The 22,396-nt window shown below is 59.1% G+C and carries 20 protein-coding genes; 7 read left to right on the top strand and 13 right to left on the bottom strand.

The window, feature by feature from the left end; genetic code table 11:
* Positions 1-5: 5 nt before the first annotated feature.
* Together AC3ISI_RS25395 and leuS are read right to left on the bottom strand one after the other, a co-directional pair.
* Positions 6-611, bottom strand: coding sequence for an LPS-assembly lipoprotein LptE (locus AC3ISI_RS25395; protein ID WP_489334320.1), 606 nt, complete (start codon positions 609-611; stop codon positions 6-8).
* Positions 612-699: 88 nt separating this feature from the next.
* Positions 700-3,306, bottom strand: coding sequence for a leucine--tRNA ligase (gene leuS / locus AC3ISI_RS25390; protein ID WP_489334319.1), 2,607 nt, complete (start codon positions 3,304-3,306; stop codon positions 700-702).
* 278 nt (positions 3,307-3,584) lie between these two features.
* Between leuS and AC3ISI_RS25385 the strand changes: the two genes are divergently transcribed.
* Together AC3ISI_RS25385 and AC3ISI_RS25380 are read left to right on the top strand one after the other, a co-directional pair.
* Positions 3,585-3,905: a hypothetical protein gene (locus AC3ISI_RS25385; protein WP_489334318.1), complete on the top strand. Its 321-nt coding sequence runs from the start codon at positions 3,585-3,587 to the stop codon at positions 3,903-3,905.
* A gap of 114 nt (positions 3,906-4,019) precedes the next feature.
* A complete protein-coding gene (locus AC3ISI_RS25380) occupies positions 4,020-4,781 on the top strand; it encodes a YdcF family protein (RefSeq protein WP_489334317.1) in 762 nt (253 codons plus the stop codon).
* Between the two features lie 111 nt (positions 4,782-4,892).
* On the opposite strand, the gene lnt is transcribed toward AC3ISI_RS25380, so the two are convergent.
* From lnt to miaB, 5 genes are all read right to left on the bottom strand, one after another.
* Positions 4,893-6,416 carry an apolipoprotein N-acyltransferase gene (gene lnt, locus AC3ISI_RS25375; RefSeq protein ID WP_489334316.1) on the bottom strand — a complete coding sequence of 508 codons (1,524 nt, stop codon included), beginning with the start codon at positions 6,414-6,416 and terminating at the stop codon, positions 4,893-4,895.
* Positions 6,417-6,424: 8 nt separating this feature from the next.
* Positions 6,425-7,264, bottom strand: coding sequence for a CorC family transporter (locus tag AC3ISI_RS25370; RefSeq protein WP_223521987.1), 840 nt, complete (start codon positions 7,262-7,264; stop codon positions 6,425-6,427).
* A 5-nt stretch (positions 7,265-7,269) separates the two neighbouring features.
* Positions 7,270-7,764, bottom strand: coding sequence for an rRNA maturation RNase YbeY (ybeY, locus tag AC3ISI_RS25365; protein ID WP_489334315.1), 495 nt, complete (start codon positions 7,762-7,764; stop codon positions 7,270-7,272).
* Complete coding sequence (locus tag AC3ISI_RS25360) at positions 7,757-8,761, bottom strand: PhoH family protein (protein WP_033049346.1); 1,005 nt, start codon at positions 8,759-8,761, stop codon at positions 7,757-7,759. The genes ybeY and AC3ISI_RS25360 overlap by 8 nt, the downstream gene beginning before the upstream one ends.
* 207 nt (positions 8,762-8,968) lie before the next feature.
* Entirely contained in the window at positions 8,969-10,297 is a 1,329-nt protein-coding gene (gene miaB / locus AC3ISI_RS25355) for a tRNA (N6-isopentenyl adenosine(37)-C2)-methylthiotransferase MiaB (RefSeq protein ID WP_489334314.1), read from the bottom strand.
* 133 nt (positions 10,298-10,430) lie between these two features.
* Between miaB and AC3ISI_RS25350 the strand changes: the two genes are divergently transcribed.
* Entirely contained in the window at positions 10,431-10,760 is a 330-nt protein-coding gene (locus tag AC3ISI_RS25350) for a DUF1820 family protein (RefSeq protein ID WP_007894425.1), read from the top strand.
* Positions 10,761-10,900: 140 nt separating this feature from the next.
* Here the strand turns inward: AC3ISI_RS25350 and AC3ISI_RS25345 are convergent, their stop codons facing one another.
* From AC3ISI_RS25345 to AC3ISI_RS25330, 4 genes are all read right to left on the bottom strand, one after another.
* Entirely contained in the window at positions 10,901-11,455 is a 555-nt protein-coding gene (locus AC3ISI_RS25345) for a tetratricopeptide repeat protein (RefSeq protein WP_489334313.1), read from the bottom strand.
* A gap of 224 nt (positions 11,456-11,679) precedes the next feature.
* The gene (gene hemL, locus AC3ISI_RS25340; RefSeq protein WP_489334312.1) at positions 11,680-12,963 is read right to left on the bottom strand and encodes a glutamate-1-semialdehyde 2,1-aminomutase; all 1,284 of its coding nucleotides are present in this window, start codon (positions 12,961-12,963) and stop codon (positions 11,680-11,682) included.
* A gap of 15 nt (positions 12,964-12,978) precedes the next feature.
* Complete coding sequence (thiE, locus tag AC3ISI_RS25335) at positions 12,979-13,602, bottom strand: thiamine phosphate synthase (RefSeq protein WP_489334311.1); 624 nt, start codon at positions 13,600-13,602, stop codon at positions 12,979-12,981.
* A gap of 32 nt (positions 13,603-13,634) precedes the next feature.
* Positions 13,635-14,432: a hydroxymethylpyrimidine/phosphomethylpyrimidine kinase gene (locus AC3ISI_RS25330; RefSeq protein WP_489334310.1), complete on the bottom strand. Its 798-nt coding sequence runs from the start codon at positions 14,430-14,432 to the stop codon at positions 13,635-13,637.
* A gap of 432 nt (positions 14,433-14,864) precedes the next feature.
* On the opposite strand from AC3ISI_RS25330, the gene AC3ISI_RS25325 reads away from it, so the two are divergent.
* From AC3ISI_RS25325 to AC3ISI_RS25310, 4 genes are all read left to right on the top strand, one after another.
* Positions 14,865-17,228 carry a 7TM diverse intracellular signaling domain-containing protein gene (locus AC3ISI_RS25325; protein WP_489334309.1) on the top strand — a complete coding sequence of 788 codons (2,364 nt, stop codon included), beginning with the start codon at positions 14,865-14,867 and terminating at the stop codon, positions 17,226-17,228.
* Between the two features lie 96 nt (positions 17,229-17,324).
* Positions 17,325-18,971 carry an acyl-CoA dehydrogenase family protein gene (locus AC3ISI_RS25320; protein WP_489334308.1) on the top strand — a complete coding sequence of 549 codons (1,647 nt, stop codon included), beginning with the start codon at positions 17,325-17,327 and terminating at the stop codon, positions 18,969-18,971.
* A gap of 136 nt (positions 18,972-19,107) precedes the next feature.
* Positions 19,108-20,607, top strand: coding sequence for an AMP nucleosidase (gene amn / locus AC3ISI_RS25315; protein WP_193560094.1), 1,500 nt, complete (start codon positions 19,108-19,110; stop codon positions 20,605-20,607).
* 118 nt (positions 20,608-20,725) lie between these two features.
* The gene (locus AC3ISI_RS25310; RefSeq protein ID WP_489334307.1) at positions 20,726-21,361 is read left to right on the top strand and encodes a pseudouridine synthase; all 636 of its coding nucleotides are present in this window, start codon (positions 20,726-20,728) and stop codon (positions 21,359-21,361) included.
* On the opposite strand, the gene AC3ISI_RS25305 is transcribed toward AC3ISI_RS25310, so the two are convergent.
* Entirely contained in the window at positions 21,356-21,565 is a 210-nt protein-coding gene (locus AC3ISI_RS25305; RefSeq protein ID WP_027924271.1) for a DUF2788 domain-containing protein, read from the bottom strand. The two genes, AC3ISI_RS25310 and AC3ISI_RS25305, sit on opposite strands and share 6 nt — an antisense overlap.
* A 213-nt stretch (positions 21,566-21,778) precedes the next feature.
* Positions 21,779-22,258 (bottom strand): Lrp/AsnC family transcriptional regulator, encoded by a 480-nt coding sequence (locus tag AC3ISI_RS25300; RefSeq protein ID WP_007937367.1) that lies wholly within the window; start codon positions 22,256-22,258, stop codon positions 21,779-21,781.
* Between the last annotated feature and the right edge of the window lie 138 nt (positions 22,259-22,396).

Raw genomic sequence — 22,396 nt, 5'->3', positions numbered from 1 at the left:
AAGTCTTACTGCTTAGGAATCTGGACAGGCGACTGGCGCGGAGTATTCGCTTCAGCCTTCTGTGCGGCTTCCAGCGCCTGGGCTTCGGCCTTGGCCTTGGCTTCGGCGGTCTGCTGCAGTTGGTCCAGCTGCGCCGGGGTGATCTGTTGCAAACGCAGGATCATGCGTTGAATCAGCTCGCGGCGATTTTCGTTGCGGATGCCGCTAGCTTCCTGGTCGGAACCCAGCAGGTTGTTGCCGTCGTGAACATAGATCTTGCGCACTTCGATCTTGTCGCTCATCAGCGGCAGGTTATGTGCCCCACGAATGTCGTAGTTCAACACGGTGACCGCTTCATATTCGCCGGTACCACCACCGCCTGTGTAGCTGAGGATGCGCTGGCTGTCCTGCTCATTGGTCAGCACCAGTTTGTAAGGTGCGCCCGTGTAGACCTTGACGCCATTGCCTTCCAGCGCCTGACGCAGTTGCGCCACGGTTTCGCCGTAGGCATTGCGGGCGCTCAGGTCGAGCTCTTTGATCGCCAGTTCGGTGGTGCCGGTGCCGCGCAGCTGGAAACCGCAGGCGCTCAACAGGACCGCAAGGCCCATCACCAGCAGATTGCGTTTGATCATTTTGTTGCTCCCCTTGAAACCATGTGGGCCGATCTGGCGGCCCGAAAGGTTTTACTCGGCGCCGGGCATGGCCCGGCGCCTGGTCCAGTTAGCTGGCGACGATATTGACCAGTTTCCCGGGCACGACGATCACTTTGCGAATCGTCAGGCCGTCGACAAAGCGCAGGACGTTTTCGTTGATGCGGGCAGCAGCCTCGACTTCTTCGCGTGTCGCGCTGGCCGGCATTTCGATCTGGCCGCGCAGCTTGCCGTTGACCTGAATCACCAGTGTCAGGCTGTCCTGCACCAAAGCGCTTTCATCCAGCACTGGCCACCCTGCGTCGATCACAGGATCGGCGTGACCCAGTTGGTTCCACAGCTCGTGGCAGATGTGCGGGGTGATCGGAGCCAACAGCAGAGTCACGGCTTCCAGTCCTTCGTGAACCAGCGCGCGATCTTGTTCGGTGCCTTGCGGGGCTTTTTCCAGCACGTTCATCAGTGTCATCACCTGAGCGATGGCGGTGTTGAATTTGTGGTTCTGGCCGACGTCGTGGCTGGCCTGCTTGATGGCCAGATGAATCGAGCGGCGAATGGTTTTCTGCTCGTCGTTCAGGCTGGCGATGTCCAGTTTGCCCGGCAGGCCCTGAGTAACGTGAGCTTGAGCCAGACGCCAGACGCGCTTGAGGAAGCGGTGCGAACCTTCCACGCCGGAGTCGGACCATTCCGCGCTCATGTCCGGTGGCGAGGCAAACATCATGAACAGGCGGCAGGTATCGGCGCCGAACTGGTCAATCATCGACTGTGGGTCAACGCCGTTGTTCTTTGACTTGGCCATCTTTTCAGTGCCGCCGATTTCCACCGGCAGGCCGTCCACGATCAGCTTGGCGCTAATGACCTTGGCCTTGCTGTCACGCTCAAGTTCCACGTCCGCCGGGTTGAACCAGGTGTAGGCGCCATTGGCTTCGCGACGATAGTAAGTCTCGGCGATCACCATGCCTTGGGTCAGCAGGTTCTTGAACGGCTCGTTGGAGCTCACCAGGCCTTCGTCGCGCATCAGCTTGTGGAAGAAGCGCGCGTACAGCAGGTGAAGAATCGCGTGTTCGATGCCGCCGATGTACTGATCCACCGGCAACCAATGGTCGGCCGCTGATTTTTCCACCAGACCGCCTTCATAGTGGGGCGAGGCGTAACGGGCGTAGTACCACGAGGACTCGACGAAGGTGTCCATGGTGTCGGTTTCACGCTTGGCAGGCTGTCCACATTTCGGGCAGCTGCACTCGTAGAACTCGGGCATGCGCGCCAGTGGCGAACCGGCACCGTCGGGTACGACGTCTTCCGGCAGCACAACAGGCAATTGGTCTTCCGGCACCGGCACATCACCGCAGGTAGTGCAGTGGATAATCGGGATCGGGCAACCCCAATAGCGCTGGCGGCTGATGCCCCAGTCGCGCAGACGGAACTGGGTGCGCGAAGCGCCAAGGTTTTTCTTGATCAGCGCGACTTCAATGGCGTCAAACGCGCCGGCGAAATCGAGGCCGTCGAACTCGCCGGAATTGATCAGCGTGCCGTGCTCGCCATAAGCGTCCTGCCACGGAGCCGGGTTGGTATCACCTGTACTGGTGCGCACCACGGACTTGATCGGCAGGTTGTACTTGGTGGCGAATTCGAAATCACGTTCGTCGTGCGCCGGGACAGCCATGACCGCGCCATCGCCGTAGTGCATCAGCACATAGTTGGCGACCCATACCGGCAGTTTTTCGCCGGTCAACGGGTGCTCGACGAACAACGAGGTCGGCAGGCCTTTTTTCTCTTGGGTGGCGACGTCGGCTTCAGCGACGCTGCCGCCCTTGCATTCAGCGATGAATGCTTGCAGCTCAGGATTGTTCTGCGCGGCCAGGGTGGCCAAAGGGTGTTCGGCGGCCACGGCAACGTAGGTGGCGCCCATCAGGGTGTCCGGTCGGGTGGTGAACACTTTGAGCGCGCCGGCTTCGCCGATGGAATCGATGTTGTACGGGAACTGCACTTCCATTCCGCGGGACTTGCCGATCCAGTTGCGCTGCATGGTCTTGACCTGTTCAGGCCAGCCAGTCAGTTCGTCGAGGCTCTCCAGCAGCTCATCCGCGTAAGCGGTGATCTTGAAGTAGTACATCGGAATTTCGCGCTTCTCGATCAGCGCGCCGGAACGCCAGCCGCGACCGTCGATCACTTGTTCGTTCGCCAGAACGGTCTGGTCGACCGGGTCCCAGTTCACGGTGCCGCTTTTTTTGTAGATCACGCCTTTTTCGAACAGGCGAGTGAACAGCCATTGTTCCCAGCGATAGTAATCCGGCTTGCAGGTGGTCACTTCACGTGACCAGTCCACCGCCAGGCCCAGGCTGCGCAGCTGGGATTTCATGTAGGCGATGTTTTCGTAGGTCCACTTGGCGGGCGCTACGTTGTTCTTCATCGCGGCGTTTTCCGCCGGCATGCCGAAGGCATCCCAACCCATGGGTTGTAGAACGTTCTTGCCTTGCATGCGCTGATAGCGGGAAATCACGTCGCCGATGGTGTAGTTACGCACGTGCCCCATGTGTAGCTTGCCGCTGGGGTAAGGGAACATCGACAGGCAGTAGAACGTCTCCTTGCCTGGCTGTTCACTGACTTCAAAGGACTTTTGCTCATCCCAGAATGACTGGGCGGCGGCTTCGATTTCACGGGGCTGATATTGTTCGTGCATGGCTACTTTTGAACTGAATAGGGGTGGCCTAATCCTCTTCAATGCGACGCTGGACGGTGATCAGCCAAATCGGCGTTTCGGTGCCCAGACGAGCTGGAAGTGGAGTTACAGGAAGCGCCGTAGCATACATGACCGCACTCTACCGAGGGAAACCCTGATTACGGCCGCGCGTCTTGTAAAAATGGCTGCGGGGGCCGTTGGTCGCAGTGTTCAGCCGGTTTGTTCATGGAAGCTAAGCTCTAAATGGGGAGCGAGTCATATCTTCAATGAGGTGAGGGATGGTTGAGTCACGGCAAAAAGCTACAAAACCGGAACTGTACGAAAGACTGATTGATCGTCTGGGAATGGCTCTGGACGCTGCAAAAACTGCTGGTCGGCTGCGCGATGAGCGTCCCCTTGAGCTGGAACTGCGTGGTCTTAGTCCCGCAGAGTTTGAATTGGTCAAAGCCTATCTGGATCGCAGTGAACGTGAAACACGTGGATGCCTGTCAGCAGCAGTGCAGCAACTCGATGCACCACGTTCGGCCAAAATCATCTGGCTCAAGGATAAGGTACCTGGCAGGGATGCGGTAAAGGTCCGGTCTCTGCAATTCAAATAAGGGCGCTTGAGCTATTGGCCTCTTCATTTGACCCATTCCATAGCGTAGTCCTTCCGTATTTGTTGTCGCTTTGCGTCAACCCACTTAGGCTTCGGGCATCTCTGGAGATGCTCGATGCCTTTTCGATATTTCGTGAAACAACTTTTTTTGCCCCCCGGCCTGCTGTTGCTGTTGCTGATGCTGGCGTGGTGGTTGCGCCGCTCAAGGCCAAGGCTTGCGGGTGTGTGCTTTGTCTTGGGTTTCGGTGGCTTCTGGCTGATGAGTTTGCCTGTGGTGGTGCAGTGGAGCGCTAAAGCGCTTGAGCGCGAACCGCCGCTGGCACGCGACGAGTGGGCGACGCTAGGGCAGCGCGCGGACGCCATTGTGGTGTTGGGTTCCGGGCGTGAACGCGGCGACCTGGCCTGGGGCGCCGACCAACCGACAGGTGTAGGGTTGGAGCGCGAGCGTTATGCGGCGCGTCTGGCCAAGGCTTCCGGTTTGCCGGTTCTGACCAGCGGTGGTCTGCATTACGGCACACCACCCACCGAAGCGAAGTTGATGGCGGACTCACTGCTCGATGATTTCGGCGTGACGGTACGCTGGCAGGAAGGGCGCAGTCGCACGACGTGGGAGAACGCGCAGTTCAGTGCCGAAGTGTTATTGCCTCAGGGTATCAAGCGGGTCGTGATCGTGACTCAGGCCTGGCACATGCCGCGGTCTGTCTGGAGTTTCCAGAAAGCAGGATTTGAAGTGGTGCCCGCGCCAATAGGGTTTTTAGGCGTGGACAATGCCCGACCGTTGGGCGGCTGGATGCCGGAATTCAAGTCGATCTGGCAGTCCGGGCAATTGCTGAATGAGGCGGTGGGGCAGATCGGGTATTCGCTTTTCTATCGCTGAAGATCAAAAGATTGCAGCCTCGTTTCACTCGACAGCTCCTACAGAGTACGCAATCCCCTGTAGGCGCTGTCGAGTGAAACGAGTCTGCGAATTTTTCAGACGCCGCAATACTTAAACGGTCTTGGCCATCCGGCTGGCAATCAACGCCCAGCCAAGCAACAGCACGCAAACGATGATCAGCGGCCACGAGCGCCATTGCAGGTAAGGCGTCAGGTTGTGCATCGGCACGACTTCGCCGTATAGGATGCCGCGTTCGAATTGCGGGATCTGCGCGGTAATCTGGCCAAACGGATTAATCAGCCCGGAAACGCCGTTGTTGGTGGCGCGGATCATCCAGCGGCCCGCCTCAAGCGCGCGCATCTGCGCCATCTGTAAATGTTGCAGCGGGCCGATGGAGGTGCCGAACCAGGTGTCGTTGCTGATGGTCAGCAGCAAGTCACTGCGGGCCGCGAGGCTGGCGGCGAATTCCGGGTAGACCACTTCGTAGCAGATGAATGGCGCAATCTGATAACCCTTGGCCTGCAGCATCGGCTGATCGGCCGGCCCGCGTGCGAAGTCGGACATTGGCAGGTCGAAGAACGCGATCAGCCCGCGCAGTACATCCTGCAGCGGCACGTATTCGCCAAACGGCACCAGTTTCTGCTTGAGGTAGGTGCCATCGCCTTCACCGACTACCGTAATGCCGTTGAAGAAGCGTTTTTCGTGATGCACTTCCTGACGGATCGGAACGCCGGTAATCAGCGCCGAATTACGCTGGGCGGCGAAGTTGCCCATCATGGTCAGATAGTCCTCTGCGTGCTCCTTGAGCACCGGCACGGCGGTTTCCGGCCAGATCAACAGGTCGACGCGCTTGGAGCGAAAACTCATGTCGCGGTACAGCCCCAATTGCGCATTGAGCTGCGCCGGGTCCCACTTCATGCTTTGCTCGATATTGCCTTGAATCGCTGCGACGCTGAGCGGTGGACCCGCCGGGCTGGTCCAGGCGTGTTCTTTCAGTGCCACGCCAGCCACCCACGGGCCGATCAGCAGCAACGCGCCAGCCGCGATAAACCCTTTGCGCCCGGTGCGCACCAGGCGTAATGCGTTGTAGATCAGCGCGGCGGTCAGGGCGAGGGTGAAGGAAATCAGCCACATCCCGCCCAAGGGCGCGAGTCCGGCCAATGGGCCATCAAGCTGGCTGTAGCCGGAATAGAGCCATGGGAAACCAGTGAGGAACCAGCCGCGAAACGCTTCCTGGCCAACCCACAGCGCCGCAAATGCCAAAGCATCCGCCAACGGCGCTTCATTGCGACGCAACCAGCGCGCCCAAATCCAGGCTGGCAGGGCGAAGAACCAGGCAATCGCGGCTGTGAAGGCCAGCATCAGCAATCCCGCTAGCAGCACTGATGCGCCACCGAAGTTATGAATGCTGTAGTAGATCCAGCTGGTGCCGGCGCCAAACAGGCCAAAACCGAAACACCAGCCACGGCCCAAGGCCTGACGAGGATTCAGTTCGCGTAAACCGGCGTAAAAGAAACCGACTGCCAGCAACGCCAGTGGCCAGATATCGAACGGCGCCAAGGCCAGGGTGGTGAGTGCACCGGCCGCCACGGCCAGCAGGTTACCGGGCCAGCCGGGGCGGGTTACGCGGAGCATGTCAATCCTTAACGGGCAATAGGGGTCAGGCGTAGCAAGTGAATTCGCCGGCTGTCGGCGTTCAGGATGCGGAAGCGATAAGGGCCGATTTCAGTGATTTCGTTGCGTTTTGGCAAGTGCCCGAACGCGCTCATCACCAAGCCACCGACGGTATCAAACTCATCGTCAGAGAACTCGCTGTCGAAGAACTCGTTGAAGTTTTCGATCGGCGTCAGGGCCTTGATCAAGAAGTCACCGCTGGGTAGCGGCTTGATGTAGCTGTCTTCTTCGACGTCGTGCTCGTCTTCGATGTCGCCGACGATTTGTTCCAGCACGTCTTCGATGGTCACCAGCCCAGCCACACCGCCGTACTCGTCAATGACGATGGCCATGTGGTTGTGGTTGGCGCGAAATTCACGCAGCAGCACATTCAGGCGCTTGGACTCGGGCACGAAGGTGGCCGGGCGCAGCAGGTCCTTGATGTTGAAGCGGTCGCCATTCTCCTTGAGGATCAACGGCAGCAAGTCCTTGGCCAGCAACACACCCATCACGTCATCGTGGCTTTCGCCGATGACCGGGTAACGGGAGTGGGCCGAGTCAACCACGGCGGGCAGGAACTCGCGAGGGGTCTGGGTCGCCTTGATGCTGACCATTTGCGAGCGCGGGACCATGATGTCCCGTACTTGCAGGTCCGCAACCTGGATGGCGCCTTCGACGATGGCCAGCGCTTCGCTGTCCAACAGTTTGTTCTGGTGTGCATCGCGCAGGAGCTCCAGCAGCTCCTGACGGTTTTTCGGCTCGTGGGCAAAAGCCTGGGTGAGCTTACCCAGCCAAGACTTCTGCCCGTTGCTCGATCGATCTTCGCTCATAGCGATTACTCTGAATCCTTTGTTGTAACAATAGGGGATGTTTCGGTTTCGTCGTCCGCGTACGGGTCCGGATAGCCCAATTCAGCAAGCAACGTTCGTTCCAGTGCTTCCATTTCTTCGGCTTCGTCGTCATCTATATGGTCGTAACCCAGCAGATGCAAGCAGCCGTGAATGACCAGATGTGCCCAATGGGCCTTCAGTTCCTTGCCTTGTTCGGCGGCTTCGCGCTCAACCACGGCCACGCAGATCACCAGATCGCCCAGCAGCGGGATATCCAGAAACTCATCGGGTACATCGGCGGGGAATGATAGAACGTTAGTGGCGTAATCCTTTTGCCGCCAGGTGTGATTCAGTTCGCGGCCTTCTTCTTCGTCGACCAGGCGAATGGTCATCTCTGAATCGGCAGTGCGCTGGCGCAGGGCCAGTTCGCACCATTGACGGAACTCGGCTTCAGTGGGGGCGGACGCTTGCGTCGCCCGTTGCAGATCAAGCTCAAGCATCGCGGCGGTGGTCCTTGGGGGCTTCTTCGGCCACGCGGTTCTCGAAGCGCTCGTAGGCTTCGACGATGCGCTGCACCAGTGGATGGCGCACAACGTCCTTGGGCATGAAATGGGTGAAGCTGATACCCGGCACGTCTTTGAGTACCTCGATCACATGGTGCAGCCCGGACTTGGTGCCTTTGGGCAGGTCGACCTGGGTGATGTCACCGGTGATGACCGCGGTGGAGCCAAAGCCGATACGGGTCAGGAACATCTTCATTTGTTCGACGGTGGTGTTCTGGCTTTCGTCGAGGATGATGAAGCTGTTGTTCAGAGTGCGGCCGCGCATGTATGCCAGCGGCGCAACTTCGATGACCTGGCGCTCGATCAGCTTGGCTACATGTTCGAAGCCGAGCATTTCGTAGAGAGCGTCGTAGAGCGGGCGCAGGTACGGGTCGATCTTTTGCGACAAGTCGCCGGGCAGGAAGCCGAGCTTCTCGCCGGCTTCAACTGCCGGGCGAACCAGCAGGATGCGGCGAATCTGCTCGCGCTCCAATGCGTCTACCGCGCAGGCAACGGCCAGATAGGTCTTGCCAGTACCGGCAGGGCCGATGCCGAAATTGATGTCGTTGCCGAGAATTTCCTTCACGTAACGCAGCTGATTCAAGCCGCGAGGGCGAATCATGCCTTTTTTGGTGCGCAGCGCTACGGAGGGTTCGGACGGGGACACATTGTCCAGCTCTTCGACGGCCGATTCCTGCAGGAACAGGTGAACCATATCCGGCGACAGCTCGGTACCTTTGGTTTCCCGGTACAGGCGGCGCAGGAGGTTTTCCGCGGAGGTAGTGTGTTTGGGCTCGCCGATCAATTCGAACTGGTTTCCGCGGTTGCGGATCTCGATGGTCAGGCGCTGTTCGATCAAGCGCAGATGCTCGTCGAATTGCCCGCACAGATTGGCGAAGCGGCGAGCCTCAAAGGGCTCGAGGATGAAACGATGTGGTTCTATGGGTGCGTTCAAGGTCGTATTTAGCCGCCCTGGGGCAATTAAGATGAAATCAAGGATAACGCCAGTGGGCTGGGTGGGAAAGCTCTTAAATATCCCAACCACAAACACTATCTCTGTAGGAGCCGAGCTTGCTCGCGATGGCTGCCTGGCATTCAACATGATTGTCGTCTGACCTGGTGTCATCGCGAGCAAGCTCGGCTCCTACGGTGATGTGTGGTGTTATTGAATGAGCGAGCCCCGCAGTGAGTGCGGTTGTGCGGCATCGATGTGCACGTCGGCGAACTGGCCGATCAAGGTCGGATTGTCACAGCGGAAGTTGACGATACGGTTGTTTTCGGTCCGGCCTTGCAGTTCGCCGGGGTCCTTTTTCGAATAATCGGTGACCAGAATCCGCTGGATCGAACCGACCATTTGTCGGCTGATCTCGAAACCTTGCTGGTTCAGGCGATGTTGCAGGGCGTTCAGCCGCTCTTTTTTCAGTTCTTCGGGCGTTTCATCGGCCAGGTCGGCAGCCGGAGTGCCAGGGCGTTGGCTGTAGACGAACGAATAGGAGAAGTCGAAGCCAACGTCCTCGATCAACTTCATGGTCTGCTCGAAGTCTTTTTCGGTTTCGCCCGGGAAGCCGACGATAAAGTCCGAACTGATGCAAATGCCCGGCACGGCAGCCCGCAATTTGCGCAGTTTGGATTTGTATTCCAGCGCGGTGTGGTTGCGCTTCATCGCCGAGAGAATCCGGTCCGAACCCGATTGCACTGGCAGGTGCAGATGTTTCACCAGCTCCGGCACATCGGCGTGGGCCTGGATCAGGCTGTCGGAAAATTCCAGCGGGTGCGACGTGGTGTAGCGAATCCGGTCGATGCCATCGACAGCGGCCACAACGCGGATCAGTTCGGCCAGATCAGCCAAACGCCCGTCGTGCGTAGTGCCGCGATAACCGTTGACGTTCTGCCCCAGTAGCGTCACTTCGCGCACGCCGTTTTCGGCCAGGTGAATGATCTCGGCAATCACGTCGTCGAACGGGCGGCTGACTTCTTCGCCACGGGTATAGGGCACCACGCAGAAGGTGCAGTACTTGCTGCAACCTTCCATGACCGACACATAGGCACTCGGGCCATCGATGCGCGGCTCGGGCAAATGGTCGAATTTTTCGATTTCCGGGAACGAGACATCAACTTGCGGCAATCTGGTGGCGCGGGCGGCGTCGATCATTTCCGGTAGGCGATGCAGGGTTTGCGGGCCGAAGACCACGTCGACATACGGTGCGCGATCACGAATGGCGGCGCCTTCCTGACTGGCCACGCAACCGCCGACGGCGATCACCATATCCGGGTTGGCCAGTTTCAATTCGCGCCAGCGGCCGAGCTGGGAGTACACCCGGTCCTGGGCGCGCTCGCGGATCGAACAGGTATTGAGCAGGATCACGTCGGCGTCTTCAGCGCGAGCGGTGACTTCCAGGGCCTGGTGTTCGCCCAGCAAGTCGACCATGCGCGAGCTGTCGTACTCGTTCATCTGGCAACCGTGGGTTTCGATGTAAAGCTTCTTGGCCATGGACAGAGTCATCACGTGATTCAAAGAACCGCGCATTATAGGGAACATGTCCCAAGGTTCCTACCGTTGTGCGTCCAGTGGCTATGCTATAGTTCGCGCCCTCATTTTTATCCAAATGTGTTGCTCGCCCACCATGACCAAACGTGAAGCTCCAATCTACAAGGTGATTTTCCTCAACCAGGGCCAGGTGTACGAAATGTATGCCAAGCAGATCTATCAAAGTGATCTGTGGGGCTTTCTGGAAGTGGAAGAATTCGTCTTTGGCGAGCGCACGCAAGTGGTCGTCGATCCGAGCGAAGAAAAGCTCAAGGCTCAGTTTGAAGGCGTGGTACGCAGTTTTGTGCCGATGCATTCGATTGTGCGCATCGACGAGGTAGAGCGTTTGGGTACACCGAAAATCAGCGAAGCCCGTGGCGCGGTCGGCAATGTCATGCCGTTTCCGATGCCGATGCCTGAGAAGTAGGCCTCAGCACCGAGTTGCTCCAGTCGCGAGCAGGCTCGCTCCCACAATGAATCTCTAGTGTTAACAAATGTTGTGTTCACAGGAGATCAACTGTGGGAGCGAGCCTGCTCGCGATGGGGTCAGTCAGATCAATACAGAAATCAGGGCAGTGGCGAAAACGGCGTTCGCCCATCCGCGCTCTGTAATTCCATCAGATATTTTCGAAAGATTTGCCCCAGCACTTGAGTAGCCACTTCAAGTTCTTCGCGCGGCATTTTCTCGGCCACTTCATCCGCCGTGTCCAGCGCATCTTCCGCGCCATTGACCGCCGCCATCTTCAGCACGATATACGCCTGAATGTTGTTGGCCGGTACACCTTCGCCGTGGAAGAACATGGTGCCCAGTTTGAATTGCGCCTGGGCGTGGCCTTGCAGTGAGGCTTTTTCGAAATAGCTGAGGGCTTTATCGAGGTCGCGCGGCGTGTTTTTGCCGTTGTAGTAGAACTCACCCAACTCGTATTGCGCTTGCGCATCCCCTTCATCCGACGCTTTCTGGCAGGCGGCGAGGGCTTGCGTCAGGTCTTGCGGCTGAGTATTGAGGGTGCAGCGACCCATCGCTGGGATTAACAACGAGTTGCCGCCTGCTTGTGCGAGCGCGAGCAGCGGCTGAAGGAGCAACAGGCAGCCCAATGAAAGGGCGCGGCCGGTGCGGTTCATGAGAATCGACTTACCTCTGAAGGGCACGCGGACCCATCGAGGGATCCAATAAGCGCGCATTATGAAATAAGCAGGGCCAACCTTACAAAGTCTTTACTCGTTTTTCTGCTGCGCGGGGAATATATCGCCCAATTTGCGGGAGATTATCAGCAGTAGCGTAGGAAGAACGGTACGGATGTAGGTAAAAGCTGACGCTGGCAGTCGCCAACGTCAGCGGCCAAGCATTATTTCAATGCGGCGAATGCACGCTCGGCGGCATCCAGCGTCAGTTTCAACTCAGCTTCGCCATGAGCGATCGAGGTGAAGCCGGCTTCGAAAGCGCTCGGCGCCAGGTACACGCCGCCTTCGAGCATCAGGTGGAAGAAGCGACCGAACAGGGCTGCGTCGCTGGCCATCACGTCATCGAAGGTCACGATGTCGTCCGCGCCACTGAAGTACAGGCCGAACATGCCGCCGGCCTGCGTGGTCACGAACGGAATGCCCGCCGCATCGGCGCGCTGTTGCAGGCCATCGAGCAGGCGGCTGGTGTAGTCGCTCAGCTCGGCATGGAAACCCGGGCGGCTGATCAGGCGCAGGGTGGTCAGGCCGGCGGCCATGGCCAGCGGATTACCCGACAATGTGCCTGCCTGGTAAACCGGGCCCAGTGGCGCGATGTGCGACATGATTTCGCGTTTGCCGCCGAAGCAGCCGACGGGCATGCCGCCGCCGATGATCTTGCCGAACGTGCTCAGGTCCGGCGTCACGCCGAAGTGGGCTTGGGCACCGCCGAGGGCAACGCGGAAACCGGTCATCACTTCGTCGAAAATCAACACCACGCCATGCTTGTCGCACAGGGTCCGCAGGCCTTCGAGGAAGCCCGGCGCCGGCGGTACGCAGTTCATGTTGCCGGCCACCGGCTCGACGATGATGCACGCCACGTCCTGGCCGACTTCGGCGAGCATGGTTTCTACCGCGTCGATGTCGTTGAACGGCAGGGTCAGGGTATGTTTGGCGAAGTCCGCCGGCACACCGGCCGAGCTTGGTACGCCTTGGGTCAATGCGCCGGAACCGGCCTTGACCAGCAGGCTGTCGGAGTGACCGTGGTAGCAGCCTTCGAACTTGATGATGTTGTCGCGGCCAGTGAAACCACGGGCCAGGCGGATCGCGCTCATGGTTGCTTCGGTGCCGGAGCTAACCATGCGCACCATTTCCATCGATGGCACGATTGAGCAGACCAGGTCGGCCATCTCGGTTTCCATCGCGGTCGGGGCGCCGTAAGACAACCCGTGGTCCAGTTGTTTACGCACCGCGTCCAGTACGTCCGGATGGCTGTGACCGAGGATCATCGGGCCCCAGGAACCCACGTAATCGACATAACGCTTGTCGTCTTCGTCGGTGACGTAGGCGCCTTCAGCGTGTTTGAAAAACAGCGGGGTGCCACCCACGCTTTTGAAGGCGCGAACAGGCGAGTTCACGCCCCCGGGAATGTGTTTCTGGGCATGGGCAAACAGGGTTTCGGAACGAGACATGGTCGGGCTCTCAAATCAGATTTTAAGTAATTCGTTAAAAGCGCGGGCGCGGCGTGTCACTTCAGCCGGGCTCTCGGCGCCAAACAGGCCGTGGACGACTGCCAGCAGATCAACCCCGTGGGCCACCAGTGGCGCGGCATTTTCCAGGGTGATGCCACCAATCGCGCAGATCGGCAGATGCAGTGTGCGGCGGGCCTGGTCGAGTAGTTCGAGGCTGCAAGTGGGGGCGCCGGGTTTGGTGTTGGAGTTGAAGAAACGACCGAAGGCGACATAACTGGCGCCTTCCTTCGCGGCTTGTTCGGCGAGTTCGAGTTGCGCGTGGCAGGTGGATCCGATGATGGCTTTGGAGCCGAGCAAGGCGCGGGTCGGCGACAACGGACCATCGGTCTGGCCCAGGTGCACGCCGACGTTCAGGCGTGCGGCCAGTTCGGCATCGTCATTGATGATCAGCTGGGTTTTATAGCGGTCGCACAGATCGCGCAACGCTTGGGCCTCGCGCAGACGTCGGGCCTCGTCGCTGCTCTTGTCGCGGTACTGCAGCAGGGTGACGCCGCCTTCCAGCGCTGCCTCCACATACTCAAGCAGTTTGCCGGCCAGCAACTGGCTGTCGGTAATGGCGTACAGGCCACGTAGTTTCATCGAACAAGCCTCACCGCAGAACTAAATAGGAGTTACGAACAGAAATCCAACGGCAGGCGGCGCGGCACGAATTGGCCTTTGCCCAATTGCTCCGCATCACGCAGGGTTCGCCATGTGTAGTTAAGCGCGGTCTGCACGGCACTGGCGAGGTTTTCACCCTGGGCCAGACGACCGGCCAGGGCGCTGGCCAGTGTGCAACCGGAACCGTGATAACTACCGGGCAAACGCTGGCAGGTGAAGGTCGCGCGTTGGCCGTCGCGACTGTACAGGCGATTGTGGATTTCGTGTTCGTCGCCATGGCCGCCGGTGATCAGCAGGTGTTTGACGAATGGCAGCAGTTTTTCGGCGCACTCGTCGGCGGTGCCTTCGGGCAATTCGGCGAGGATGCGTGCTTCGGGAAGGTTAGGGGTGGCAATGATGGACAGGGGCAGCAGGCGTTCGCGCATGGCATAGCCGACTTCGTCCTTGCCCAGTCGTCCGCCACCGCCGGCGCGCAGCACCGGGTCGCAGACTACCGGCAAATGCGGGTGCGCCGAGAGCAGTTCGACAACGGTGTCGACCATCTCCAGGGAGCCGAGCATGCCCAGTTTGACCGCAGCGACTTCGGAGTCGTTGAGTACGGCATTGGCCTGGGCCAACACCCACTCACGGTCGAGGACGCGAAAGTCAGTGACGTTGACCGTGTCTTGCACGGTCAGGGCGGTAACGGCCGGGGCCGCATGACAACCCTGAGCGAGCAGGGCTTCGATATCTGCCTGCAAGCCGGCGCCACCACTTGGGTCGTGGCCGGAGAGACAGAGGACAACGGGGCGAGAGCTGTAGATATTCATGGTGCGCGAGCTTACCACCAAACATCATTTTTCGGATGCAGAGACGTCCATTCTGGCCGATACAGTGTGGCGAGGGGGCTTGCCCCCGTTGAGGTGCGAAGCGCCTCCATTGCCTTCTGTCTGGATCACCGCGCCGACAGGATCGCGCCTGCTTCGCAGCCCAACGGGGCGGTGCGGCGGTCCGACAAGCTCCCTCGCCACAGGTGTTCGGCGTTATTACCCTCATGACCGGACAAACAGCTCTATATCAACGGTTGCGGCTGGAACGCCCGTTCTAGAGCCTTTGCTGTAAATATTTCAATGGTGTTCAAAGGCCATCAACGGCTATGCTAGAGTGGATCCAAACCAATAACAGGTAAGGCCGGTTTTACGTCTACTCAAAAGGAATGAGGGGCTTCCTGAGATAACCGGACAGGCCACGCTGGGGCTTAAATGCGCTATTTGCTGATGTTGCTGCTTTGCTTGCCCCTCATGGCGAGCGCCGTCGAGTTCGACGAATTCACTCAAAGCCTGCCCTTGGGCAAAAGCCTGCAAGTGTTTGAAGACGCGGGCGGTCAGGCGACCATCGCCGATGTCCGTGCGCAAGCCGCGGCCGGAAACTTCAAGACCCACGACAAAGAGACGCTCAACGCCGGCTATTCGCGTTCGGTGTTCTGGCTGAAAATCGACCTGCATTACCGTCCGACCCACCCTGAAGCGCAACGCACCTGGCTCCTCGAACTGGCCTATCCGCCCCTTGATCACCTTGACCTTTACTTGCCCGATGCTACCGGCCGCTATCAATTGGTGCGGCAGACCGGCGATGCCTTGCCGTTCGCCACGCGCGAGATCCGTCAAAACAATTTCCTGTTCAATCTGAATTTCACACCTGACCAGGCACAAACGGTGTACCTGCGCCTGCAAAGTGAAGGCTCGATCCAGGCGCCGGTCACCTTGTGGTCGAGCACCGCCTTTCTCGAAGAACAGCCGGTCCGGCTTTATGTGTTGGGGCTGATCTATGGCGTGTTGTTGGGGATGCTGGTTTACAACCTGTTCATCTACCTCAGCGTGCGCGACACCAGTTACCTCTATTACATCTTCTATATCGCCTCGTTCGGGTTGTATCAGCTGTCAGTCAACGGCGCGGCCGTGCAGTATTTCTGGCCGAACAACCCGTGGTGGGCCAACGCCGCAACACCGTTCTTCATCGGTTGCGCCGGGCTGTTTGGCAGCCAGTTCGCCCGTAGCTTCCTGCAGACAGGGTCTTACGGGCGCTGGCTCGATCGCTTGTTGCTGGCATTGATAGCATTCGGCGCGGTGGTGATCGGGCTGTCATTGATGGCCAGTTACGCCCTGGCCTTGCGTCTGGCCACCGCCTTGGCCTTGACCTTCACGGTGGTGATTTTCGCCGCCGGTTTGTGTGCCTGGTTGCGTGGCTTGCGCGTGGCGCGGTATTTCATTATTGCCTGGTCGGCGTTTTTGCTCGGCGGCATCGTCAACACGCTGATGGTGCTGGGTTACCTGCCCAACGTGTTCCTTACCATGTATTCGAGTCAGATCGGCTCAGCGATCGAAGTCGCCTTGCTGTCGCTGGCTCTGGCTGACCGCATCAACGCCATGCGCGAGCAGCAAGCGCAAACGCTGTTTGATGCGGGGCAAAAACTCGAAGTGCTGAACCAGCAACTTGCTCACAGTAACAAGCTCAAAGATGAATTCCTCGCCACCCTGACCCACGAATTGCGCACCCCCATGAACGGTGTGATCGGTTCGCTTGAGTTGATGCAGACCGTCGAGATGGACCCCGAACTGGAGCAATACCAGCAAACCGCCTCCGGTTCCGCGCGGGACATGATGCGCATGGTCAACGGCATCCTGACCTTGACCGAATTGCAGGCAGGTAAGCTCAAGGCCTCTGCGGCGGCGTTCAGCTTGCGGGGTGTGATCGATGCCCTGCGCGTGCAGTTCGAGGGCAACGCATCGAGCAAGTCGCTGGACTTCAAAGTCGATGTAACCCCGGGACTGCCTGACCGCTTGCACGGTGACAGCACCAAGCTGACGCAATGCCTGGAATGCCTGTTGGACAACGCGATCAAGTTCACTCGGGTCGGTGGGTTGGCGCTGCGGGTCACGGGCAAGCCGGTGGAAAACGGTCGGTTGTCGTTGTCGTTTGCGGTGATCGACACGGGTATCGGCTTCACCGATCTGGGAGAGGCGACGATGTATCAGCGTTTCTTCCAGCTCGACGGTTCAATGACTCGCGAATACGGCGGTTTGGGTGTGGGGCTCGCGATTTGTCGGCAACTGGTCGAACTGCTCGGTGGGCGTCTGACGCACCGCTCCGAACCGGGCAGTGGCAGCCGCTTCCAGCTTGATGTCGACTTTGAAGTGCCGGTTGTAGAGCGACCGCCCGTACCGTTGATGAGCGGCGATATTGTGCGTTTGCGTTTACCGCAGGATTGCAGCGTGTTGCTGGTGGATGACAACAGCGTCAATCAGTTAGTGATGCGCGGCATGTTGCTCAAACTCGGGTTCCGGGTGCGTTCTGCCGACAACGGTCTGAATGCGCTCGATCAGTTGCAGCGTGAATCTTTTGATGCGGTGCTGGTCGAGGGTCAGTTGCTACCTCAAGATGGCACCTTCCTGTGCTGCCAGATCCGTGCCCTGCCTGGATGTGCCGAATTGCCGGTGTTCGTGGTGGCTTTGAGTGCTGATCGCGAGCGCTGCCCGACCGGCGACTGGATCGATTACCTGAACAAACCGGTGAAGTTCGAAGAGTTGCAGACCGCGCTGTATCGTCGGGTGTTGTGCCAAGCCTAGGGTGAAAGCGCCGACAGTTAGGCGGATATGCCACTTTGTTCGGCCTCGGGGCAGTGCTTAACTGACTCCCTTGGCTGACCCAAAGGAGCCCCCGTCATGAACCTGCATCAGTTCGCCGAAACCCACGAAGTCACCAACCAGCCACCGTCGCTGGACGGCACCAACCTCTATCGCATCGACTTGCCGTTGCAAGAATGGTCGCGGCGGTTCGGGGCCGGTTGGGCCGAGTCGCGAATCGACGGGTATGGCGCGCTGGCGGGTGGGCCGCTGATGGAGGCCGGTTTTTTGGCCAACCAGAACAAACCGGTATTCGTCAGCCATGACCGTTATGGTCACCGCATTGATCTGGTGGAGTTCCACCCGGCCTATCACCAATTGATGCGCACCGCGGTCGAGCACGGGCTGACTTCGTTGCCTTGGGCGCATCCTCAATCTGGTGCGCATGTGGCTCGCGCGTCCATGAGTTATCTGCACAGCCAGGCCGAAGCCGGCAGCGGTTGCCCATTGACCATGACCTTTGCCAGCGTCCCGGCGATGCGCCTGCAACCGGATCTGGCTGAGCAGTGGCTGCCGAAAATCCTTTCTACCGAATACGACCCGCGCAACATCGGTATGGCGCACAAGGCTGGTGTGACCATCGGCATGGCCATGACCGAAAAGCAGGGCGGCACCGACGTCCGTGCCAACACCACGAAAGCGTATCCGGTTGGCTCTGGCGGTCCTGGTCAGGCTTACGAACTGGTCGGTCACAAATGGTTCTGCTCGGCGCCGATGTGTGATGCGTTCCTGACCCTGGCGCAGACTGACAAGGGTTTGACCTGTTTTCTGCTGCCACGCCATCGCCCCGACGACACCCGCAATCAGTTCTACATCCAGCGTCTGAAGAACAAGCTCGGCAATTGCTCCAACGCCTCCAGCGAAGTGGAATTCCGTGGTGCGCTGGCGTGGATGGTCGGTGAGGAAGGGCGGGGCGTGCCAACCATCATCGAAATGGTTGCCATGACCCGCTTCGATTGCATGGTCGGCTCCAGCGCATTGATGCGCCAGGCCCTGACCCAGGCCAGCCATCACTGCGCCCACCGCTCGGTCGGCGGCAAGCTGCTCAGCGAACAGCCGTTGATGCAGAACGTGCTGGCCGATCTGGCGCTGGAAAGTGAAGCGGCCTTGGCGTTGAGCCTGCGCATGGGCAAGGCGCTGGATCATCTGGACGACAGCCATGAAGCAAAATTCGCCCGATTGGTGACGGCGGTGGGCAAATACTGGATCTGCAAGCGCGCACCCGCAATGATCAACGAAGCCGCCGAATGCATGGGCGGCGCAGGGTACGTCGAAGAAAGCATCCTGCCGCGCCTGTACCGTGAGGCACCGGTCAATTCGACGTGGGAAGGCTCCGGCAACGTGCAGTGCCTGGATGTGCTGCGGGCGCTGTCGAAAGAGCCTGGTGTGCTCGACGTGCTATTTGATGAGTTGGGTGATGGTCATGGTGACAAACACCTGGCCGCGCACATCAGCCAGTTGCAGGCGGCGTTCAAGGACACCAGCGATATTCAATACCGAGCGCGGCAACTTACCGAAGACATCGCCTTGGGGCTTCAGGCCAAGCTGTTGTTGGAGGCGGGAAACGCGCCGGTCAGTGATGCGTTTATCGCCAGTCGCCTTGGTTCTTCCGGCCGGGTGTATGGCGCGTTGCCGCGTGGGTTGGAGGTAGAAACAATTGTCGCTCGCTCGACGCCATTTATGTGAGCGACGCAGAACCCCTGTGGGAGCTTAGTGGGCGATCACAGGGAGAGGCGGGGGTAGCCATTTCATTATTGGTTCTGCACTGGACTTGGCATTTGTGTTGCCACCACTGTTCCCGTGAAGCGTCGATGCAGGCAAGATGAAGGTCTGCAAGTCAGAACACAGGATGCTGATCGTGACCGAAGCTTTTATTGTCGTTCAAACCGCCGAGCAAGCCGTGGACCGGCTTGCGCTCTTGCACAATCGTGCAACCACCGCGCTGAACCAGGCGCTCAAGCGTTACCTCAAGGATCGAGTCGAACCGGACGCCGAACAGCGTGCGATGTTTCGTTATCCCGAACTGCGTCTGACCTATCACTGCCAGGGCGAAGTCCCGCAGACCACGCGCGCGTATGCCAAGGTTCAACTGCCGGGGACCTACAGCGTCACCGTCACCCATCCGGCAGCCTTTCGTAAATACCTGCTGGAACAACTCGTGCCGTTGATGCACGACTTCACCGTGACCGTCGAAGTCGGCATCAGCCAACAAAACATTCCTTATCCGTATGTGGTCGAGCAGGGCGATGAACTGGCCGGCTCCGGCGTTACCGCTGCCGTGCTGGCGCGAGTGTTTCCAAGTACCGATTTGTCGGCCGCGACCGATGGCATTGCCGATGGTTTGTACGATTGGGAAAACACTGACCCGCTGCCGCTGGCGCTGTTCGACGCCGCCCGGGTGGACTTCTCACTGCGCCGCCTGGTGCATTACACCGGCAGTGACTGGCGTCATGTGCAGCCATGGATTCTGCTGACCAACTACCACCGCTACGTTGACCAATTCATCGTCCATGGTCTGGAGCAATTGCGCAGCGACCCGCGTTTTGTGCGCATGGTCTTGCCCGGCAACGTCATCATCGAAAAAAGCATGGACCATGGCGAAGCGTCGGCGATTGCGGCGGGCGTGGTCTGGCACCGTTACCAGATGCCGGCCTATCACCTGATCGCCAGCGATGGCCACGGCGTGACCCTGGTGAACATCGGCGTCGGCCCGTCCAACGCCAAGAACATAACCGACCACTTGGCGGTACTGCGTCCGCATTGCTGGTTGATGATCGGTCACTGTGGTGGCTTGCGTCAGTCGCAGACCATTGGCGATTACGTACTGGCGCACGCTTACATGCGCCGCGACGGGATTCTCGACCGGGTCGTGCCACCGAATATTCCGATTCCGGCCCTGGCCGAAGTGCAGATGGCGTTGCAGCAAGCGGCGGCCAACATCACCGGCGAAAAAGGCGATGAGCTGAAAAAACGTCTGCGCACCGGCACCGTGCTGACGTATGACGACCGCAACTGGGAACTGCGCTGGGCGCAGGAACGTCCGCTGATCAACCTGTCTCGCGCTGTCGCGGTGGATATGGAAAGCGGCACCATCGCAGCGCAAGGTTATCGCTTGCGTGTTCCATACGGCACGCTGCTGTGTGTCTCGGACAAACCGTTGCACAGTGAAATCAAGCTGCCGGGTTCGGCCAACGCTTTCTATGAGCGTGCGGTTAGCCAACACTTGAAGATCGGCATCGAAGCGGTAGACCTGTTGCGCACCGAACTCAACTCGCTGCACTCGCGCAAACTGCGCAGCTTCGACGAGCCGCCGTTCCGCTGACAGTCATGGTCATTTGGCGGTCAGGGCAGGGCGTGCTATCGATTATTTCCACTGCGGTGGAAATAATCGATAGCACGCCCTAGCATTAGCAGCCCTGACCGTTAGATGTTCCTTCCCCATGTCTCGTCCACAACGTCCCGCACCTCGCCGTCCTGGCGCGAATAATCCGTCCTCAGCCCCGCGCCGTGTCGCGAAGGCGCCGCCGGCTGAGCCGAAGCTGATCCTGTTCAATAAACCGTTCGACGTGCTGACCCAATTCAGCGACGGCGAAGGGCGGGCGACGCTCAAGGATTACATCGACATCCCGGGAATTTACCCGGCAGGACGGCTGGACCGCGACAGCGAAGGCTTGCTGCTGCTGACCAACGACGGCCAGCTTCAGGCGCGGATTGCCGACCCGAAACACAAACTGGCCAAGACCTATTGGGTGCAGGTCGAAGGCGAGCCGAGTGCCGAGCAATTGCAGCGTTTGCGCGATGGCGTTGAACTGAACGACGGCATGACCTTGCCGGCCGAGGCGCGTCAGCTTGAAGAGCCCGAACTGTGGCCACGTAACCCGCCCGTGCGTTTTCGCAAAAGCGTGCCGACGAGCTGGCTCGAGCTGGTGATTCGCGAGGGGCGAAACCGTCAGGTGCGGCGCATGACGGCGGCGGTCGGCTTGCCGACGTTGCGTCTGGTGCGGGTCAGAATCGGCGACTGGACGATCGAAGGGCTCGATCAGGGTCAGTGGAAAGAAGTGCCGGCGCGTTTATAACGTGCCGGATTCGATCAGGCCGATCACCACGCTTTTGATCACGAACGCGGCCACGCCCAGACCCAGAACAAAGAACAGAATCATCGAGCCAAAGCGCCCGGCCTTGGACTTCTTCGCCAGATCCCAGACGATGAAACCCATGAAAATGATCAGGATGCTGACAAGGCCAGTCATCATCCACTCTTCAAATACTGCAGGATCCATCGTACTTCTCCAGCGCGGGCGCGACTAAAAGGGCGCGGCGAGTATACGCCATGCTGGATTGGGGCAGCATGGACCTGCGTCGGTGTGTCGCAGTCATTCGTCGCCTGTGCTGGCCTCTTCGCGGGCAAGCCCGCTCCCACAGGTTTTGCGGCAGTCACAATATTGCTTCTGACACAAAACCTTGTGGGAGTGAGCCTGCTCGCGATGGCGTCCTTAGCTGCGCAGATGAGTCAGCGGCAACTCAGTGCTATTGAGCACCTGGTTCAACACAAAACTCGACCGCACACTCGTCACCCCTTCAATCCGGGTCAGATGCCCCAGCAGCAGTTTTTGATAGTGATCCATATCTGGCACCACCACCTTCAACTGATAATCCGCATCCATGCCCGTCACCAGGCTGCATTCCAGCACCTGCGGCAAGGTACGAATTGCCGCTTCGAAGTTCTCGAATCGTTCCGGAGTGTGCCGGTCCATACCGATCAACACGTAAGCCGTGAGGCTCAAACCGAGCATTTTGCGGTCCAGCAGGGCGACCTGGCGGGAGATGTAGCCGTCGTCTTCCAGTTGCTTGACCCGGCGCGAGCATGGCGAAGGCGACAGGCCGATGCGTTCGGCCAGTTCCTGGTTGGAGATGCGCGCGTCACGCTGCAATTCCGCCAAAATGCTCAAGTCGTATCGGTCGAGTTTGCTCATCATTCAGTCCTTTGTCGTAACTATTGCGGCAGATTATCTATCCAGGGTTAAAAATTGCGCAAGTGATGTTTAATTGAGCAATCTTCGCAATCCTCTGCCGACGCCTCAGGCCTATTCTTATCACCAGAATCACTGCTC

The sequence above is a fragment of the Pseudomonas sp. GL_139_B genome (assembly GCF_057834475.1).
Note: the sequence above shows the minus strand (reverse complement) of the source record. Positions and strands in the feature narration are given on the sequence as shown.

Coding starts and splice junctions, on each gene's coding strand:
- AC3ISI_RS25395 (WP_489334320.1), bottom strand. CDS start 611: ATGATCAAACGCAATCTGCTGGTGATGGGCCTTGCGGTCCTGTTGAGC.
- AC3ISI_RS25305 (WP_027924271.1), bottom strand. CDS start 21,565: ATGGATCCTGCAGTATTTGAAGAGTGGATGATGACTGGCCTTGTCAGC.
- AC3ISI_RS25370 (WP_223521987.1), bottom strand. CDS start 7,264: ATGAGCGAAGATCGATCGAGCAACGGGCAGAAGTCTTGGCTGGGTAAG.
- AC3ISI_RS25385 (WP_489334318.1), top strand. CDS start 3,585: ATGGTTGAGTCACGGCAAAAAGCTACAAAACCGGAACTGTACGAAAGA.
- AC3ISI_RS25330 (WP_489334310.1), bottom strand. CDS start 14,432: ATGAATATCTACAGCTCTCGCCCCGTTGTCCTCTGTCTCTCCGGCCAC.
- AC3ISI_RS25320 (WP_489334308.1), top strand. CDS start 17,325: ATGAACCTGCATCAGTTCGCCGAAACCCACGAAGTCACCAACCAGCCA.
- leuS (WP_489334319.1), bottom strand. CDS start 3,306: ATGCACGAACAATATCAGCCCCGTGAAATCGAAGCCGCCGCCCAGTCA.
- lnt (WP_489334316.1), bottom strand. CDS start 6,416: ATGCTCCGCGTAACCCGCCCCGGCTGGCCCGGTAACCTGCTGGCCGTG.
- amn (WP_193560094.1), top strand. CDS start 19,108: ATGAAGGTCTGCAAGTCAGAACACAGGATGCTGATCGTGACCGAAGCT.
- hemL (WP_489334312.1), bottom strand. CDS start 12,963: ATGTCTCGTTCCGAAACCCTGTTTGCCCATGCCCAGAAACACATTCCC.
- AC3ISI_RS25345 (WP_489334313.1), bottom strand. CDS start 11,455: ATGAACCGCACCGGCCGCGCCCTTTCATTGGGCTGCCTGTTGCTCCTT.
- thiE (WP_489334311.1), bottom strand. CDS start 13,602: ATGAAACTACGTGGCCTGTACGCCATTACCGACAGCCAGTTGCTGGCC.
- AC3ISI_RS25300 (WP_007937367.1), bottom strand. CDS start 22,258: ATGAGCAAACTCGACCGATACGACTTGAGCATTTTGGCGGAATTGCAG.
- AC3ISI_RS25310 (WP_489334307.1), top strand. CDS start 20,726: ATGTCTCGTCCACAACGTCCCGCACCTCGCCGTCCTGGCGCGAATAAT.
- ybeY (WP_489334315.1), bottom strand. CDS start 7,764: ATGCTTGAGCTTGATCTGCAACGGGCGACGCAAGCGTCCGCCCCCACT.
- AC3ISI_RS25350 (WP_007894425.1), top strand. CDS start 10,431: ATGACCAAACGTGAAGCTCCAATCTACAAGGTGATTTTCCTCAACCAG.
- miaB (WP_489334314.1), bottom strand. CDS start 10,297: ATGGCCAAGAAGCTTTACATCGAAACCCACGGTTGCCAGATGAACGAG.
- AC3ISI_RS25325 (WP_489334309.1), top strand. CDS start 14,865: ATGCGCTATTTGCTGATGTTGCTGCTTTGCTTGCCCCTCATGGCGAGC.
- AC3ISI_RS25380 (WP_489334317.1), top strand. CDS start 4,020: ATGCCTTTTCGATATTTCGTGAAACAACTTTTTTTGCCCCCCGGCCTG.